The sequence below is a fragment of the Pseudoalteromonas sp. TAE79 genome (assembly GCF_000498015.1).
Taxonomy (GTDB): Bacteria; Pseudomonadota; Gammaproteobacteria; order Enterobacterales; family Alteromonadaceae; genus Pseudoalteromonas.
In genome coordinates this window covers 15,156-30,330 of record NZ_AUTL01000277.1, presented here as the reverse complement: position 1 = coordinate 30,330, position 15,175 = coordinate 15,156, and the positions used below count along the sequence as shown (strand labels likewise).

Here is a 15,175-nt window from a genome sequence, read left to right as displayed (position 1 = left end):
AAAAAAAACCGCTTAATAAGCGGTTTTTTTATGTCTGTGTTTAACTTTACATATATTCAAACACTTTAATTACACGCTCTACGCCTGATACATTACGGGCTATATTTACCGCCTGGGTAGATTCAGAGTCAGACACTAAACCCATTAAAAATACTTCAGCGTTTTCTGTAACCACTTTAATATTATTACTGCTAATGTCTTTTGCGGTGAGTAGCTGGCCTTTTACTTTAGAAGTAAGCCAAGAGTCGTGAGTTTGTGTAGTAATGCCAATATTTGAACCAATACGAATTTGGTTATGTATCTTACGAATACCTGAAACGCCCTCAATGGTACGCTGTGCTTCGTTTCTCATTTCTTCATTAGATACTTGGCCTACAAGTAAAACAATACCGTTAACGCTTACAGCGCTTATATTGGCAAACTTTTCAAGGCGTTCTACTTCGCTAAGTGCAATACTCGCTTTTATTTCAATATTGTTATCGTCAATTTGAGAGCCAATGGTACGGCGATCGTTCGCTGCAGTTACTGCACTGGCTGTACCTGCAACAACAGCAGCTGCGCAGCCTTGTAGTAATACAACAGTACCTAAAACAATAAGAGAGCGTTTAAACATAATTTTCATCCTGAGGGAAAAGCGTTAAATCAACAAGTTCGCTTAAACAATGTAAGTTAACTAAATGGGATTCGATAATGCGGCTAGGGCGTTTAGATGGGGATCTAATTTCAACATCGTTAGGGCCAAGTAGGCCAACCAACTCGCCACCATCATCACCAACCATAACTATGACCTTCATATCTTTAGTTAGTGCAGCTTCAACGGCAGAAATAACATGTTTTTCGTTACCGTTAATAGCCAGTACAAGCAATAAATCACCTTGCTGGGCAAAAGCGCGGACTTGACGAGCAAATGTATCGTGATCGTCTACCTGAGTACTTTGTCCAAGGTTAACGTTTTCTTGCGATAGAGCAATTGCCGGCAAACAAGGACGCTCGGTTTCATAGTGATTAACCAATACACCCGCCATGTGCTGGGCGAGCATGTGGCAATTAGCAGTACCGCAGCAAATGAGTTTATTTCCGTTGATCAGACTTTGTGCAATAGTAAATGCAGCTGACTCAAGCGCACTAGGTAGCACTTCACCAGCAGCGATTTGAACTTGAATGCTTTCTGTAAAAATTTCTTTAATTGTGTCTTGCATAGCCTACCAATAATTTATCTTTGTATTTGCGTTTAAAATACATTTTTAAGCCAATTAATATTAGGAGATGCTTCTCCTGTAATGGCTACATAATCAATTCTTAGTGCTTGGTTAGTTAAATTTTTAGCTGCTAAGTAATGATAAATACTACGTTTTAATCGAGCTTGTTTTTGTGGGCTAAGTGCATAGTTGGCACCGCCACGGGCATTATTTTTGCGAAACTTGACCTCAATGAATACAAGGGTGTCGCCTTCTTTCATAATGACATCAAGCTCGCCAAAGGGGCAGTAATAATTACGTTCAATGGGTGTTAAGCCCTGAGTAACTAAGTATTTTTGCGCTTCAAGCTCATAATACTGGCCTTTTTCGCGACTATTGTGCCACAGCTCTTTAAACCACGACATGCCGCCCCCTTAACTTAATAAAGTTTAATTTATAGTTTGTATATCACCCGCTGATTGCATAAACAATGGTACCGGGCGTTGTGTTTCTAATTGCACAGGCTTAATGCGACGGTTTGTATATTGAGCCCAGTCGAGCATACGTTCTATATGGCCGCTGGTATTAACAGATAGCTTACCGCTTAAACCACTATATTGGTTGCCAGGCATTACGCTTAACTGTCTAATGTCATGTAATATTGATACTGCATCGTACGCCATTGCAAATAAGCGTTGGCTAATATCAATTTGCTCAGGCCATAGAGAGTTGTACTGCTGGCGTAAATTATGTTGTTTAATTTGTGAATCAAGCATCCACGGTAATTCAGTGAAGTATAGGCCGTCTAAGTCGCCTTTGTCTGTACTGTCAATTTGCTTACTATGACTTTTAGAGCTTGCATAAAGTGGGATACGATCAGCAAATGTACTGACGTTTACATCAAGGTAAGGTTTAATTAAGCGAGTTTCTATTGCATCACCCAAAATATAAATAACGTCTATATCACTGCGTGAACGCGTTTCGTTTTCTACTTCTTGCCTAAATAATGCTTTAACTGTTTGTATGCGATCTTTTGACTTATCAACTTCTAATAAGCTGGTAATTGTGTTCGGCATATCTTTTTTATCGTTATAAAAACCTATTTGTGGCTTGGTTTCGCTGTAGCGTTGCCACTGTAGGTTAAAATAATCAACTAAACGTTGGCCATTTGCATTATTTGGCGCAAGCAGCATAGGCTTTTGATAGCCCTTAGTTAAAAAGTGTTCCAGAGCTTGTTGTACTTCGTGCTCAGGGTTCAATGCAAAGTAATAATGCTGAAGCGAAATGCGCTCACCATCAAAGGTGTTTAAATGCAGTACCGGAGTATCAATAAGAGTTTGTGCATTGGCTAGTTTATCAATATTTGCTTTAAGTAGAGGACCAATTACAAAATCAGGCTTTATTTCTTCAAGTTGCGCTGCGATTTCCTCAGTGCTTAGGTTTTCATCAATAAAAATAGTGTCGTTGATAGTTCGCGTATCAAGTGCAGCTAACACACCGGCTTTAAGGGCATCACCTAAGCGTTCGTTAGGGCCTGATTGTGGAAACAACACAACTAAACGCTCTATATTGATAGGGGCGAGCTCAGTAAGCATTTCATCCTGTTCAGGTAATACAGAAAAAGCCGGATGCCCAATATAGCGTCTGCGCCAATTATTAATTGCTTGGTCTAGCTCCACGCCGCTACTTGCATATACTTGATAGTATAGACCAAGGTTTACCCAGCCTTGCTGGATAACCGAACCACGGTTAAAACGTTCAAGCGCATATGAAGAGAGCTGTTTTAAGTTATCCCACAAATTTTGATTGAGCTGAGAGATTTCTATATTGTTTTTTGTGGCTGTTTCAGAGGCTCTAAAGAAATAGGGGGCAGCTTTTTTTGGAAAATTTTGCGATGCATAAATACTGGCCGTTAAAAACTGATGCCATGCAAAATGCTCGGGTTGAGTAAGTTGTCCGTCTAGCGATTGCAAAATCACCAAAGCTTGATCATTCTTATTCTGTTGTTTTTGTGCAAATGCAATATAAAGACGGTTTTGGATTTGATCAACACTTGCGGTTAATTCAAGCTCATTACCGATTTTCTCTAACAAAGGCCAGTTTTGCTCACTAATTGCAGCATCGCGGGCGCTATACAATAACTGTATTTTATCGGCACCTTGGCGGTTTTGCGCCAATTGGTAGATAGATTGCGCACTGGTTGCCTGATTTTGCAGTGCATTAGTGCGGTTACTTACGTTATCGCTGTTTTTAGTTGGTTTTTCGGTTGTGCTACACGCCGATAACCCTGACAATATAATTAATAGACTAACTAGTTTAAGTCGCACAATGATTTCCCAATACGTTAACGCGATTTGCTTATATTACTGACTGACGCAGGAGACCTCAATGTTAAATGAGGAGAATTCACAGAAAATTGGCACTCTTTACATTGTTGCCACCCCAATTGGCAATTATGACGACTTAAGTCACCGTGCCATTGCGACATTATCGCAAGTTGACTTAATAGCTGCTGAAGACACTCGCCATACCGGCAAGCTACTTAGCCACTTTGGAATTAAGGCAAAAACGTTTGCATTACACGACCACAACGAAAAGCAAAAAGCACAGCAAATTATTGATCAACTTAATCAAGGTTTAAATATTGCTTTAGTATCTGACGCTGGTACACCGCTAATTAGTGATCCAGGCTACGCTGTGGTAAATCTATGTCGCGAACAAGGCGCTCATGTTACACCTGTTCCAGGTGCATGTGCTGCAATTACAGCCGTATGTTGTTCAGGCTTACCAACTGACCGCTTTCAGTTTATTGGTTTCACGCCAGCTAAAAGCAAAGCTCGCCAAGACTTTTTTACCGAAGCTGTTAACTCAGGCATTACCAGCATAATGTACGAAAGTACGCACCGTATTATGGCAAGCCTTGATGATTTAGCACTAGCCCTTGGAGATGAGCAGCAAGTCGTGTTTGCTAAAGAGCTAACCAAAACCTTTGAAACATTTTTTAATGGTAGTGTAAGTGAGCTTAAACAATTTTTAACTGATGATCCTACCAAGCAGCGCGGCGAAATAGTGCTTATGCTTGCGGGTAAACCAAAGCAAATAGACGATGTTCCGCCAGAAGCGCGCAAAATGCTGGCACTTCTTGAGAGTGAAATGCCAATGAAAAAAGCCTGTGGCGTTGTAGCCGAATACTTTGGTATGAAGAAAAACGCTTTATATAAAACAATTATTGAAGAAAAAGAGTAAATTTTACTGCGCTTAGTATTAGCCTCATGTATACTGCGCGCCGAGTCAGCCAAGATGATCGCTGCCTGTGACGAAAATGATCAGGGGGAGGAAAGTCCGGGCTCCATAGGGCAGAGTGCCAGCTAACGGCTGGGGGGNCCGCCAATCTCGATTGGTAAGGGTGAAAGGGTGCGGTAAGAGCGCACCGGGCCGCTAGTAATAGTCGGTTGCAAGGTAAACTCCACTCGGAGCAAGACCAAATAGGGTTCTATCATTTTAAATAATGAACGCGTGGCCCACGTGAGAACCGGGTAGGTTGCTTGAGCCATAGAGCGATTTATGGCCTAGACGAATGATTATCACTTTCTTCGGAAAGGACAAAACCCGGCTTATAGGCTGACTCACTCATTCAATAAAAAGCCCGCAGTTAATACTGCGGGCTTTTTTGTGTCTAAATTTTAGTTAATACAACTTCAGCATCTTTAAATAATATTTTTACCTTGTTCTGGATCGCGAGATTGCTCTGCTTGTTCACGTATTTCGTCGGTATCACTGCTTACATCATCAAGTGTTTTAGTTTGATCAACTGTTTCATTCTTTTCGTTTTGTATTTGCGATGGTTGTTCTTCCCCGAAACTAGAAACATTTTCATTAGGGTCGGTGAGTATAATTCTCTCTCGTGCGTCATCAGGCATACTGATGCTTTGTTTTGTGAATTCATTGACTAATTCGCGCATAAGCTGGGAAGCTACTTTTAATGGACTGTGTTGCTCGCTATTAACCCAAAAATACAAAACGAAGTTAATAGTAGATGAGCCTAAGTTTTTTATTAAAACTTGCGCGGGTGGATCGCTAAGCACCGCATTTTGTTGATTGGCAATATCTAGGGCGAGGGTTTGTGTGCTGCGTATATCGTTATCATAGCCAATACCAATTTCTACTTTTCCGCGCATTTTTGGATTGGCAGTCAGGTTTTTAATAGTATTTTTATATACCGTCGCATTGGGTATTTGAATATGATTGCCATCGTAATCAACAAGTGTGGTTGCTCTTGCGGTTACTTTTTTAACAACACCTAAACGATTGTCTACTTCAATTACATCGTCGATTTTAAAAGGCCTTTGTATGCTCAGTAATAAACTAGCGATAAAGTTCTCAGCTATGTCTCTAAAGGCAAAACCTAATATAAGTCCTATTAGTCCCGTTCCACTCATAATGGCAACAGCAAACTCGGTAAGCCCTGCTAAGCGCAGGAATAAGTACACGCCAAATAAAATAATTAAAGTGCTTATACTGCGCCTAACAACTAGATGAACTAGTTTACTGTCAGTCATGTAGTCAATAGGCTTTATAAGCAATCGAGAAAGTGGCCCTGCAATTAAATAGCTTAATGCTAAAAGTATTATACCGAGTAATAGTGTGGGTAATATTTGCGCTGTTGCATGAAGTAATTGCACAGCTTGTTCATGAAAAAACTGCCACGTAAACACATCGCCTTGAAAACTTTGTGTGCTGGGAAGCGTATTGATTAAAGCTATAATGTTTGATTGGCTACTAGGCATGGCTTATCGTCCGTGTTTGGTTTTTATAATCGTTAATATTAGGTAACAGCAAGTTTAGTACCAAATACTTTATTTAACTTGGCAAACATTTTGCTGTAGTAATGTAATACAAATATTGAGGTTTAGAATGAAAGAAGCTAAACGAGGACAGCAAGCTGAGCAGCCTGGTCATATCCCTTTTATAGGTTGGTGGGATATTGTTAAGCGCATTTTTAAGCAAATGAGTGAAGATAACTTATCTATAGTGGCAGCGGGTGTGGCATTTTATGCGTTACTTGCTATTTTTCCGGCCATTGCGGCGATGGTATCTGTGTATGCATACTTTTCATCCCCTGCAGATATTAGTGATCATTTAAGTAAAATAGTTACTTTGCTCCCACCAAGTACCAGTGAACTAATCTTATCTCAGGTTTCTAGCCTTGCAAAAACATCAAGTGCCAGCTTGAGCTTAAGTGCAATTGGTACGCTTATACTTACCATTTGGAGTAGTTCTAAGGGCAGCCAAGCACTTATTACTGCGTGTAATATTAGTTATCGTGAATATGATAAACGTTCATTTTTTAAAGCTCAATTAGTACGCTTTTTATTTTCGGTAGGGGCGATTGTTGTCGCAATTTTTGCGTTATTAATTATTGGTATTTTACCTATTGTGCTTAATTTAGTGGGGCTAAAAGAAAGTATAGATTTATTAATTAAACTCATCTCTTGGCCATTATTAGCTTTTACCTTTAATTTTGCATTGGTACTTTTATATCGTTATGCCCCACACCGTAAACCGGCCAAATGGCGTTGGATCACGATGGGTTCGTCTATTGCTACTGTACTTTGGATTTTGGCATCTATAGGTTTTTCTTTTTATGTGTCGCGTTTTTCTAGTTACAACGAAACTTACGGCTCACTAGGTGGTGTAGTGATCATGTTGATGTGGTTGTATATCAGCGCTTATATAATCACATTAGGTGCTGTTATTAATGCAGCTACTGAGCAGCAAACAGGTAAAGACAGTACTATAGGCCCAGCTAAAGAGCGTGGGCAGCGAGGCGCCTATGTGGCAGATCACCTCGATGTAAAAAACGAATAGCTATTAGCTAAAGTTAGTGAGAGCTATAAGCTGCTCTTTAAACTCTTGTGCTGCAGGACCAAGCCTGTCGTTGTCGTTGCACATTAAATATAAATTAAGGGTACGGGTTGTACCTTGGTCTAAATTAAGTGGGATGAGCGTTTTATCTTCAATTAAATGTGCTATTTGTGTTTTTGGCAGCCAAGCGTAACCCAAATTTTGATTAACCATATCAATAGAGTTGCGTAAATGGCTGACTGTCCAGCGCATATCAGCACCTAACCAGCCATCATTGTGACTGGTGTGGGTTGCTGAGTCGCGAACTACTATTTGCCGGTGTAGCTTTAAATCGCGAAAGTTGAGTTGTTCAGTTTGTTGGTGTAATACATGGTCTTTATGCGCAACGGCTATAAACTCTATATCGCATAACGTACTGCAACTAATTCCATAGATAGGAATTGATGAAATGGCTAAATCAACCACTGAGTTATGTAGTAATTCGTTTGCACCGGTTAGCACGCTTTCTACTAAATCAATCTTTAAAAGCGGGTAAAGTTCACTCGTTTTAGCAAGTGCCTGGTATAAAATGGTGTGTGGAAAAACTTCATCAACAGCTATTTTTAATGTGCTTTCTACGCCTTCGCTTAGTGTACTTGCTACCGATTCTATTTTAGTTGCTTCTTCAATTAAAAATTCAGCTCTGCGTAAAATTAGTTTACCGCTATCGGTTAAAAATGCTTTACGACCTTTTACTTCAAGCAACTTAATTTGCAAGGCGGCTTCAAGTTTTTGAACAGCATGGTGTACGGTTGACTGACTTTTATGTACAGCCGCACTTGCGCCTGCAAATCCGCCGTGATCCACAACCGCTTTAAACATTCGCCATTGCTCTAATGTTGCTTTTGCCATTTTTAAATCCTGTTACTACTTATATCTGATTGCTTAACTTGACCGCGCAGACGCATTATTTATTGCGTAACAGTAATTTTTTGTTTATTTATTTTAATAAAGCGACTTTTTTATCAGATAGAAGTGCCGTAAAGCTGCTTTTATTTAAAGGTCTTGAAAATAAATAACCTTGTCCGTAATCACATCCGGCTTCAAGTAATAGCTGCATTTGTAATTTAGTTTCAATTCCTTCGGCGATTACTTTTAAGCCCAGTTGATGCGCCATAACAATTATTGCTTCACACAGTGCAAGTTCTTGACTGCCTACTTGGATATTATCAACAAAACGTTTATCTATTTTTAAATAATCGGTATCCATTTCTTGTAAGTAAGCGAGTGACGAATATCCTGTACCAAAATCATCAAGGGCAAGCTGCATACCTGATTTTACTATTTCTTTTAAGCGACGTTGCGTTAATGCTTCGGGGTTAATCATTAGGCCTTCAGTTATTTCTGCCACAATTGAGGATGCAGGTAATTTTGCAGCTTTTAGCATATCGTACCATTCATCTATACCACTCTCTGGCGTGGATAACTGCACTGGCGACACGTTTACACTTATTTGAAAAGTATCATCAGTTAGGGTTTTTATATCGTTAAGCGTTTGCAAGGTTTGAGCAAATACAAATTGGCCAATTGCATTTATTTGCCTGGTCTCTTCAGCAAGTGAAATAAATGCGACAGGGCTAATTAGGCCTTTTTCGGGATGTTGCCAACGAATAAGTGCTTCAGCTTTATGAATATGTAAATCATTCAAAGCAACAATGGGCTGATAAAACAATTCAAATTGTTCAAGTTCAATGGCACTTCGTAAGTCTTTTAATAGCACCATGCGCGCGTGTGCATATTCGCGCATGTCAGCAGAGAAAAACTCAAAACAGTTACGACCATTACTTTTTGCTTTATACATAGCCTGATCGGCTGCTTTTAAAAGCTGTTCAGTATTTTCACCATCATTAGGGGCGCATGCTATGCCCATGCTGGCGCTAATAAATAACTCTTCGTTTTCAAGATGCAAAGCCGACGATAGGTTAAGCAAAATATTACTGGCAATTTGATTAATATGACGCGTACTTTTTATACGATTAAACACAATAACAAACTCATCACCACCAATACGTGCCACAAACTCAGCATTTTTTGCCGACTGAACTATGCGTTGCGATACGAGTTTTAATAAGTTATCGCCATAGTGATGGCCTAATGTGTCATTAATATCTTTAAAGTGATCTATATCTAAAAGCATGACAACCAATTGATTGTCGGGAGTAACAATGCTTGAAAATCGTTGATTTAATCGCTCCTTTAACTCTAAACGATTTGGTAAGTCAGTTAGGTGATCATAGTGAGCTTGTCGCCAAATTGTTTCATCGGCTTGTTTTTTCTCAGTAAGGTCTGTAAATATCGCGATTCGACGAATAGGTGCGTTGTTTGTATCATAAACCGTATCGATTGTGAGCCACTCAGAGTAAAGCTGCCCGTTCTTTTTACGGTTAATAACCTCGCCTTGCCAGCGGCCTGTTTGCTGTAATTCAGACCACATTTTATTGTAAAAATTCTTATCATGTTTTCCTGATGAAAGAATTGAAGAGGAGCGCCCAATAACTTCTTCTTTACTATATAAAGTCGTTTTGCAAAACGCAGGGTTTACATCAAATATTATACCCGCTGGATCGGTGATTATCATGCCTTCACTACTGTTGTTATACACTAGCAAGGCAAGGTGGAGTGCTTCTTCATTTATTTTTCGTTGTGTTATATCCCTTAGCACAACAACGTATTCATTTTTACTTTGCATTGCACTAATACGTGCTTCAAAGCTACGTTTAGGATCTGATTTTTCGAGTGTAAATTCTAAATTACTCGAAACATCAAGCTTAGATAACTGCGATAACAAAAGCTGCACATTGTTGTGAGAAAGTATTGATGATAAATGAGGTGCTGCAGTGCTGTTTGGGTTTACTTGAGGCTTAAATTGCCCCGTTATGTTGAGAATATCGCCATGGATGTTAATTCTAACGTAACTGTCGGGTAGAGTATTAAGCAAGCTGGTAAGCTCATCGTGCTTGTTTTTTAAATTAGCCTCGGCTGTTAACCTGGTTTGCGCCATTGATTTAAAGCGCTGATAGAGAGTATTTAGCTCTGGATTATTTGGCTGTATTTTTTGTGACGGCATTTCGCCCTTAGCCAACACGTTTGTTGCATTTGTTAGATTATTAATTGGGTCGATAATGCTGGTTTTAAGCAGCTTACGTGCAATTAAACATAGCACTAGCAGTGATAAAATAAACATACCAATCGCTATAAAAAAATTATTATTTATTTGCTTTAAAGCATGTGTAATAGGAAGTGCAATATGTATATTTAAGCTGTTATTACTCGGATCTTTATAAATAATAGAGTGATGAAGCATTCGATCTTCACCCTTAATAGATTTTATTTTTGTTGATGCCTCATTATCAATCGAAGAATCAGTTGCTAATAAAGTCTTTGCAATATTATCGCCAAGGGCTGCAGTTGTTGGTGGGTAACGCGCTAAAATTTTTCCATTAGAATCAGCGATTGCAGCAATAGAGCCAGGTGGCAGTTCAATATTATTAAAAGCATTGTTCCACCAGTCAAGCGCAACAACGATAACTACAACGCCCTGAATTACATTTTTTTTATTAATGATAGGTAACGCAAAGCTAAGGGTGTTTTTTTGCAAGTTTCTATCGTGCTGAAAATAACCTACTGACAATTGGTTACTTTTTAAGGCATTTTGAAAATACGCACGATCTGCAATACTTATTGTTTTGGTTAATCCGCTTGTTGTACACATAACAATGCCATTTGGATCTATAATCCCGATATTGGCAACATGGGCATAAATAGCTCTAAATTGATTAAAATAATTAGGGCATGACGTAGCTAGATCTTCTTTCTTACTTTCCTCTTTAGCCAAATAACGCGCTAAACGGTCAATATCATCGACTAAGTGCTTTTGCTGTAAAATTAATTGCTTAGCAATGTTTTCTACTTTTTTTTCACTTTGCTCAATAGAGTGGTGGCGTTCAAGCAGCAGAGTAAAAATAATTACAGCGGTGCCCGGAATACTTAGCAATATAAGCAAACGATAAAGCTGATGTTTGAGAGAATAAGTAAAAATAACCATTCCTTAGTTTCGTATTTTGCAATAACAATTGTAGCCAAATTCACTCCAAATAACCATAGTAATTATAAGGTTGAAAATGTAACAAATGAATCAATGTCGTTCTATTTTATAGAACCTTAAGCTCGATTTAAAGACATAGTTATTTTGTTTAATGAATGATTTAATAGCCTCATAAACTTATTCTTTAGAGTGAATTAAAAAATGAAAATATCAAAAATACTTACAGCTTATGCAACTCAAGATGGCGATGGCGTGAGCATTAGCCGTATACCTGGGTTTGATGGTAAATATTTAGATCCGTTTTTGATGATTGATGAACTTAAGTCAGACGACAAAAAAGATTATATGGGAGGCTTTCCAGAGCATCCGCACCGAGGAATTGAAACGTTTACTTATATTCTAAAAGGTGGCTTTGAACATCGTGACCAAATGGGTAACAAAGAAGCAATTAAAGCAGGCGATGTGCAATGGATGAGCACAGGGCGCGGCGTCATGCACAGTGAAATGCCACTCGCTGATGCTATAGATGGTCTGCATGGCTTTCAAATTTGGATAAACATGCCAAGCGCAGAAAAAATGCGTGATTCACGTTATCAAGATACGACTAAAAACCCAGCTCCTAGTTTTACAAATACGCAAGGCGTGACGTTAAAAGCACTTGCGGGATCGTGGCAGTTCGAAAGTGAAACGCTTGCAAGCGAGCTGCAAAGTTTAGCTGCTAATGCGGCGCTCGCTGATATTACATTACCTGCTGGTAAAAGCACTTATTTAGAGCCTCTTAGCCAACAAAAAGTAATGCTTTATATTCATAGCGGCTCACTAATAATGAGCGACAATCAAGCAATACCAGCGGGTAAGTTACTTATTTTAGAACCAGGCAGTGATATTAATATTAGCTCTGAGCACGGCGCTGGTGTTTTGGTTTTAGCAGGCGATCCACTTAATCAACCTATTGCTCATATGGGGCCGTTTGTAATGACGACGCAAGCAGAAGTACAGCAAGCAGTGCGTGATTATCAAAACGGTGAGTTTGGCAAAATATAACGGTATTTTAGGAGAGTTTTATGGGATTATTAGTTAACGGCCAATGGCAAGATAAATGGTACGACACAGATTCAAGTAACGGTAAGTTTGAACGCGAAACGGCGCAGTTACGTCACTGGGTAACTGTTGATGGTAGCGCTGGAATAACGGGCGAGGCCGGATTTAAAGCACAAGCGAACAGGTATCATTTATATGTGTCACTTGCGTGTCCTTGGGCGCATCGAACGCTTATATTTAGAGCGTTAAAAGGGTTGCAAGATTTAATTACGGTGTCGGTTGTTAGCCCTGATATGCTTGATAGTGGTTGGGCTTTTGATACGCAAAACCACAGTACTGGTGATGCTTTATTTAATAGTAACTACTTACATCAAGTGTATATAAAAAATAATCCTAAGTATTCCGGGCGAGTTACCGTACCCGTATTGTGGGATAAAAAGCTAAATAAAATTGTCAGTAATGAGTCTGCCGATATTATACGTATGTTCAATAGTGCATTTAATGAATTAACAGGTAATAATGATGATTACTACCCAGAGGCACTACGACCAAAAATTGATGAATTAAATGCGTTGATTTATCCAAATATAAATAATGGTGTTTATCGTACGGGATTCGCAACAACTCAAGATGCATACGAAGAGGCGTTTAACGATTTATTCAAAGCACTCGATAAAGTAGAAGGGATACTGAGCAAGCAGCGTTATTTAACAGGTAATAGGCTCACCGAGGCAGATTGGCGACTATTCACTACACTCATTCGGTTTGATAGTGTGTACGTTGGCCATTTTAAATGTAATTTACGCACAATTGAAAGCTATCCTGCATTAAGTGGATACCTTAGGGAGCTATATCAAGTTAAAGGAGTGGCTCAAACAGTTGATTTTTATCATATTAAGCGTCATTACTATTTTAGTCACACAATGATCAACCCAACACAAGTTGTGCCAAGTGGTCCAAGTATTGATTACTTATCTGATCACGGTAGAAATGTTTAGCGCTTAAGCTATTAAGTTCACTAGCCAGCCGTATTTTCTTACGAAGCTGGTTTCGCTTTTACCCGCTTGTACTGCTGCACCTGCGATAAAGGCACTTGAAAGCCCAACTTTGGTTACGGCAAAACGCTTTAGTCTATATTGGAACGCTGCATGATGTTGGCGTTTCAATTCACTGCGCGTATCCATTTGCTTACATAGAGCATCAACGTTTTCATTAGGTGCTTTAATTAAGTAGTTAACTAACATACTAATTTCCTTGTAGGTTAAATAGCTGCTTTAAACTTTTAAGCGTTTTACTAAAGCCAATTTTATTGCTTAAGTAAACTGTATTTTTCCAAAGCCATATTAAACAAGCAACTTGTAGCAAAGTAGCTGTTGCAATACTTAGCCATACCGACCCAAAAACATCGTATACACCGTATCCAACAGCACCTAGAAATCCTGCCCACAACAAAACCAAACCACTGGCAAAGCATCCTAAAAATATAGTGATCAATGCAAGCGATCTAAGCGATAACCGCCATTCGGCTTTAGCAAGCTGGTGGGTGATCTTTCCTTGAGTTTGGTAATCATCCTTGAGCTGCTTAGAATACTCTAAAAGCATTGCAACATGATCTTGCCAATCGTCCTTTTGGCTATGTTGCTCAGTAGTTTGGTCTTGCGCATTACCATCCTTGGTTGCTGTTGTTTGTGGGTTATTCATCACTAATTACTTACGACGAAGTAGTGATGTGATTAGCATACCCGCAGCAAAAGCAATACCCGCAGTTGCTAATGGATTTTCAGAAGCAAAAGCACGAGTTTTTGCAGTACATTCGCTTAGTTTTTCACGTGCGATAAGTTGTTTTTCGCTCAATGCATCTGCTGAGCTAGAAGCTCCTTTACGCACACTGCTTTCAGCTGTTGCAGCTTTGCTAGAAAGTGCATCTACAGCATCGTGCGCCGCTGATGTTGCTTTCTCTGTAAGAGGAGACTCAGTATTTGTTAGTTTAACGTCAGGCTTAACATCTGAAGTTGTATTTGGTTTAGTATTCGTTGCAGTAGCCATAATCAATCCTTAATAAGTTAAAAATTTAAATAGTGATTTAGATGATGCAATGATTAAACCAAACTTGTTATTTATTTTAACTGACTGAATTTGATAGGTTTTGTTTGTGTTTTTTAATTTTTGATAATTAGTATTTTAAAATAAACAGTAACTATTACTACACGGCTAGGTAAATTTTACAAAGAGGATAAAAACGCCTTAAAAATTGTAAATATTCATTGGTTATTCAGTAAGCAAAGCATGTAAACAGAAAGTTATAAAAGCAAAGCTGATATTTTTCTTTACCTCAATCCCACTTTTTCCCACGTAATTCAAACGCTTCGCTTGAGCCCTTATTTTTTCTAGCTTTGGGACTCACTAAAGCTGGTCAGCTTACTTGACAAAATGGCTTGTCAAGCCCTAAACTGGAGCACTGTGGTAAAAAGTGGTTTTTAGTGGATCTCATTGGATAAAATAAACAAGAAATTGAATAAAACAATTTCAAAGTAGGTTTTTTATGTTTCGTGGCGCGAGTTCACTGAGTTTGGATGATAAGGGGCGTTTTGCGGTACCGACAAAGTACCGAGAATCTCTGTTGTCTGAAGATCAGGGGACAGTTATTTGTACCGTCGCATTAAATGAACCATGTTTATGGTTATATCCATTGGCTGAGTGGCTCGAAATAGAAAGCCGTTTAGCGAAAATATCTAATATGAATCCACGAGCTCGACGAATGCAACGTATGTTGCTAGGTAACGCTACAGAGTATCAACTTGATAAAAATGGTCGAATTTTGCTTGCGCCGTCATTACGTGCCCATGCATCTCTTGGCAAAAAAATCATGCTGGTTGGTTTGATGAATAAGTTTGAAATTTGGGACGAGGCGCGTTGGCACGAGCAAATGCAGCAAGATACTGAGCTTGAAAGGCTTGGTGATTTTGAACCTAACCAAGATTTAGATAATTTTACACTCTAACGGCAC

At 39.0% G+C, this 15,175-nt stretch carries 15 protein-coding genes and 1 other RNA gene; 6 read left to right on the top strand and 10 right to left on the bottom strand.

Annotated features, from left to right (window positions below):
• Positions 1–46: 46 nt before the first annotated feature.
• The 4 genes from dolP to L655_RS0122530 are packed head-to-tail and all read right to left on the bottom strand — an operon-like array spanning position 47 to position 3,505.
• Positions 47–613 (bottom strand): division/outer membrane stress-associated lipid-binding lipoprotein, encoded by a 567-nt coding sequence (gene dolP, locus L655_RS0122545; protein ID WP_024606345.1) that lies wholly within the window; start codon positions 611–613, stop codon positions 47–49.
• On the bottom strand, positions 606–1,199 hold the full coding sequence (locus tag L655_RS0122540) for an SIS domain-containing protein (protein WP_002957968.1): 594 nt from the start codon (positions 1,197–1,199) through the stop codon (positions 606–608). The genes dolP and L655_RS0122540 overlap by 8 nt, the downstream gene beginning before the upstream one ends.
• 32 nt (positions 1,200–1,231) lie before the next feature.
• A complete protein-coding gene (locus L655_RS0122535; protein WP_002957970.1) occupies positions 1,232–1,603 on the bottom strand; it encodes a YraN family protein in 372 nt (123 codons plus the stop codon).
• Between the two features lie 24 nt (positions 1,604–1,627).
• Positions 1,628–3,505: a penicillin-binding protein activator gene (locus L655_RS0122530; protein ID WP_024606344.1), complete on the bottom strand. Its 1,878-nt coding sequence runs from the start codon at positions 3,503–3,505 to the stop codon at positions 1,628–1,630.
• 61 nt (positions 3,506–3,566) lie between these two features.
• Between L655_RS0122530 and rsmI the strand changes: the two genes are divergently transcribed.
• Both rsmI and rnpB read left to right on the top strand, forming a co-directional pair.
• Positions 3,567–4,424, top strand: coding sequence for a 16S rRNA (cytidine(1402)-2'-O)-methyltransferase (rsmI, locus tag L655_RS0122525; RefSeq protein ID WP_024595588.1), 858 nt, complete (start codon positions 3,567–3,569; stop codon positions 4,422–4,424).
• Between the two features lie 41 nt (positions 4,425–4,465).
• Positions 4,466–4,811, top strand: an RNA gene (rnpB, locus tag L655_RS1000000126360) — RNase P RNA component class A.
• A 74-nt stretch (positions 4,812–4,885) separates the two neighbouring features.
• On the opposite strand, the gene L655_RS0122520 is transcribed toward rnpB, so the two are convergent.
• Positions 4,886–5,965: a mechanosensitive ion channel family protein gene (locus tag L655_RS0122520; RefSeq protein ID WP_024606343.1), complete on the bottom strand. Its 1,080-nt coding sequence runs from the start codon at positions 5,963–5,965 to the stop codon at positions 4,886–4,888.
• Positions 5,966–6,092: 127 nt separating this feature from the next.
• Here L655_RS0122520 and L655_RS0122515 point away from each other — a divergent pair, with 127 nt between their 5' ends.
• On the top strand, positions 6,093–7,046 hold the full coding sequence (locus L655_RS0122515; RefSeq protein ID WP_024595416.1) for a YihY/virulence factor BrkB family protein: 954 nt from the start codon (positions 6,093–6,095) through the stop codon (positions 7,044–7,046).
• Positions 7,047–7,049: 3 nt separating this feature from the next.
• On the opposite strand, the gene L655_RS0122510 is transcribed toward L655_RS0122515, so the two are convergent.
• Together L655_RS0122510 and L655_RS0122505 are read right to left on the bottom strand one after the other, a co-directional pair.
• Positions 7,050–7,934, bottom strand: coding sequence for a LysR family transcriptional regulator (locus L655_RS0122510; RefSeq protein ID WP_024603535.1), 885 nt, complete (start codon positions 7,932–7,934; stop codon positions 7,050–7,052).
• Positions 7,935–8,022: 88 nt separating this feature from the next.
• Positions 8,023–11,127: an EAL domain-containing protein gene (locus tag L655_RS0122505; RefSeq protein ID WP_024606342.1), complete on the bottom strand. Its 3,105-nt coding sequence runs from the start codon at positions 11,125–11,127 to the stop codon at positions 8,023–8,025.
• Positions 11,128–11,328: 201 nt separating this feature from the next.
• Here L655_RS0122505 and L655_RS0122500 point away from each other — a divergent pair, with 201 nt between their 5' ends.
• Both L655_RS0122500 and L655_RS0122495 read left to right on the top strand, forming a co-directional pair.
• On the top strand, positions 11,329–12,171 hold the full coding sequence (locus L655_RS0122500; RefSeq protein WP_024606341.1) for a pirin family protein: 843 nt from the start codon (positions 11,329–11,331) through the stop codon (positions 12,169–12,171).
• A gap of 20 nt (positions 12,172–12,191) precedes the next feature.
• Positions 12,192–13,166 (top strand): glutathione S-transferase family protein, encoded by a 975-nt coding sequence (locus tag L655_RS0122495; protein ID WP_024606340.1) that lies wholly within the window; start codon positions 12,192–12,194, stop codon positions 13,164–13,166.
• A 3-nt stretch (positions 13,167–13,169) separates the two neighbouring features.
• On the opposite strand, the gene L655_RS0122490 is transcribed toward L655_RS0122495, so the two are convergent.
• From L655_RS0122490 to L655_RS0122480, 3 genes are read right to left on the bottom strand one after another with little or no spacing between them, the layout of a single operon-like run.
• Positions 13,170–13,412, bottom strand: a complete 243-nt coding sequence (locus L655_RS0122490) for a hypothetical protein (protein ID WP_024606339.1) — start codon at positions 13,410–13,412, stop codon at positions 13,170–13,172.
• A gap of 1 nt (position 13,413) precedes the next feature.
• Positions 13,414–13,869, bottom strand: coding sequence for a hypothetical protein (locus tag L655_RS0122485; RefSeq protein ID WP_024596382.1), 456 nt, complete (start codon positions 13,867–13,869; stop codon positions 13,414–13,416).
• 6 nt (positions 13,870–13,875) lie between these two features.
• Positions 13,876–14,214, bottom strand: coding sequence for a hypothetical protein (locus tag L655_RS0122480; RefSeq protein WP_002957982.1), 339 nt, complete (start codon positions 14,212–14,214; stop codon positions 13,876–13,878).
• A 496-nt stretch (positions 14,215–14,710) separates the two neighbouring features.
• Here L655_RS0122480 and mraZ point away from each other — a divergent pair, with 496 nt between their 5' ends.
• Positions 14,711–15,169 carry a division/cell wall cluster transcriptional repressor MraZ gene (gene mraZ, locus L655_RS0122475; protein WP_007582904.1) on the top strand — a complete coding sequence of 153 codons (459 nt, stop codon included), beginning with the start codon at positions 14,711–14,713 and terminating at the stop codon, positions 15,167–15,169.
• The last annotated feature ends 6 nt before the right edge of the window (positions 15,170–15,175 follow it).

Coding starts and splice junctions, on each gene's coding strand:
- mraZ (WP_007582904.1), top strand. CDS start 14,711: ATGTTTCGTGGCGCGAGTTCACTGAGTTTGGATGATAAGGGGCGTTTT.
- L655_RS0122540 (WP_002957968.1), bottom strand. CDS start 1,199: ATGCAAGACACAATTAAAGAAATTTTTACAGAAAGCATTCAAGTTCAA.
- L655_RS0122495 (WP_024606340.1), top strand. CDS start 12,192: ATGGGATTATTAGTTAACGGCCAATGGCAAGATAAATGGTACGACACA.
- L655_RS0122520 (WP_024606343.1), bottom strand. CDS start 5,965: ATGCCTAGTAGCCAATCAAACATTATAGCTTTAATCAATACGCTTCCC.
- L655_RS0122480 (WP_002957982.1), bottom strand. CDS start 14,214: ATGGCTACTGCAACGAATACTAAACCAAATACAACTTCAGATGTTAAG.
- L655_RS0122510 (WP_024603535.1), bottom strand. CDS start 7,934: ATGGCAAAAGCAACATTAGAGCAATGGCGAATGTTTAAAGCGGTTGTG.
- L655_RS0122505 (WP_024606342.1), bottom strand. CDS start 11,127: ATGGTTATTTTTACTTATTCTCTCAAACATCAGCTTTATCGTTTGCTT.
- L655_RS0122490 (WP_024606339.1), bottom strand. CDS start 13,412: ATGTTAGTTAACTACTTAATTAAAGCACCTAATGAAAACGTTGATGCT.
- L655_RS0122515 (WP_024595416.1), top strand. CDS start 6,093: ATGAAAGAAGCTAAACGAGGACAGCAAGCTGAGCAGCCTGGTCATATC.
- L655_RS0122535 (WP_002957970.1), bottom strand. CDS start 1,603: ATGTCGTGGTTTAAAGAGCTGTGGCACAATAGTCGCGAAAAAGGCCAG.
- L655_RS0122485 (WP_024596382.1), bottom strand. CDS start 13,869: ATGAATAACCCACAAACAACAGCAACCAAGGATGGTAATGCGCAAGAC.
- rsmI (WP_024595588.1), top strand. CDS start 3,567: ATGTTAAATGAGGAGAATTCACAGAAAATTGGCACTCTTTACATTGTT.
- L655_RS0122500 (WP_024606341.1), top strand. CDS start 11,329: ATGAAAATATCAAAAATACTTACAGCTTATGCAACTCAAGATGGCGAT.
- dolP (WP_024606345.1), bottom strand. CDS start 613: ATGTTTAAACGCTCTCTTATTGTTTTAGGTACTGTTGTATTACTACAA.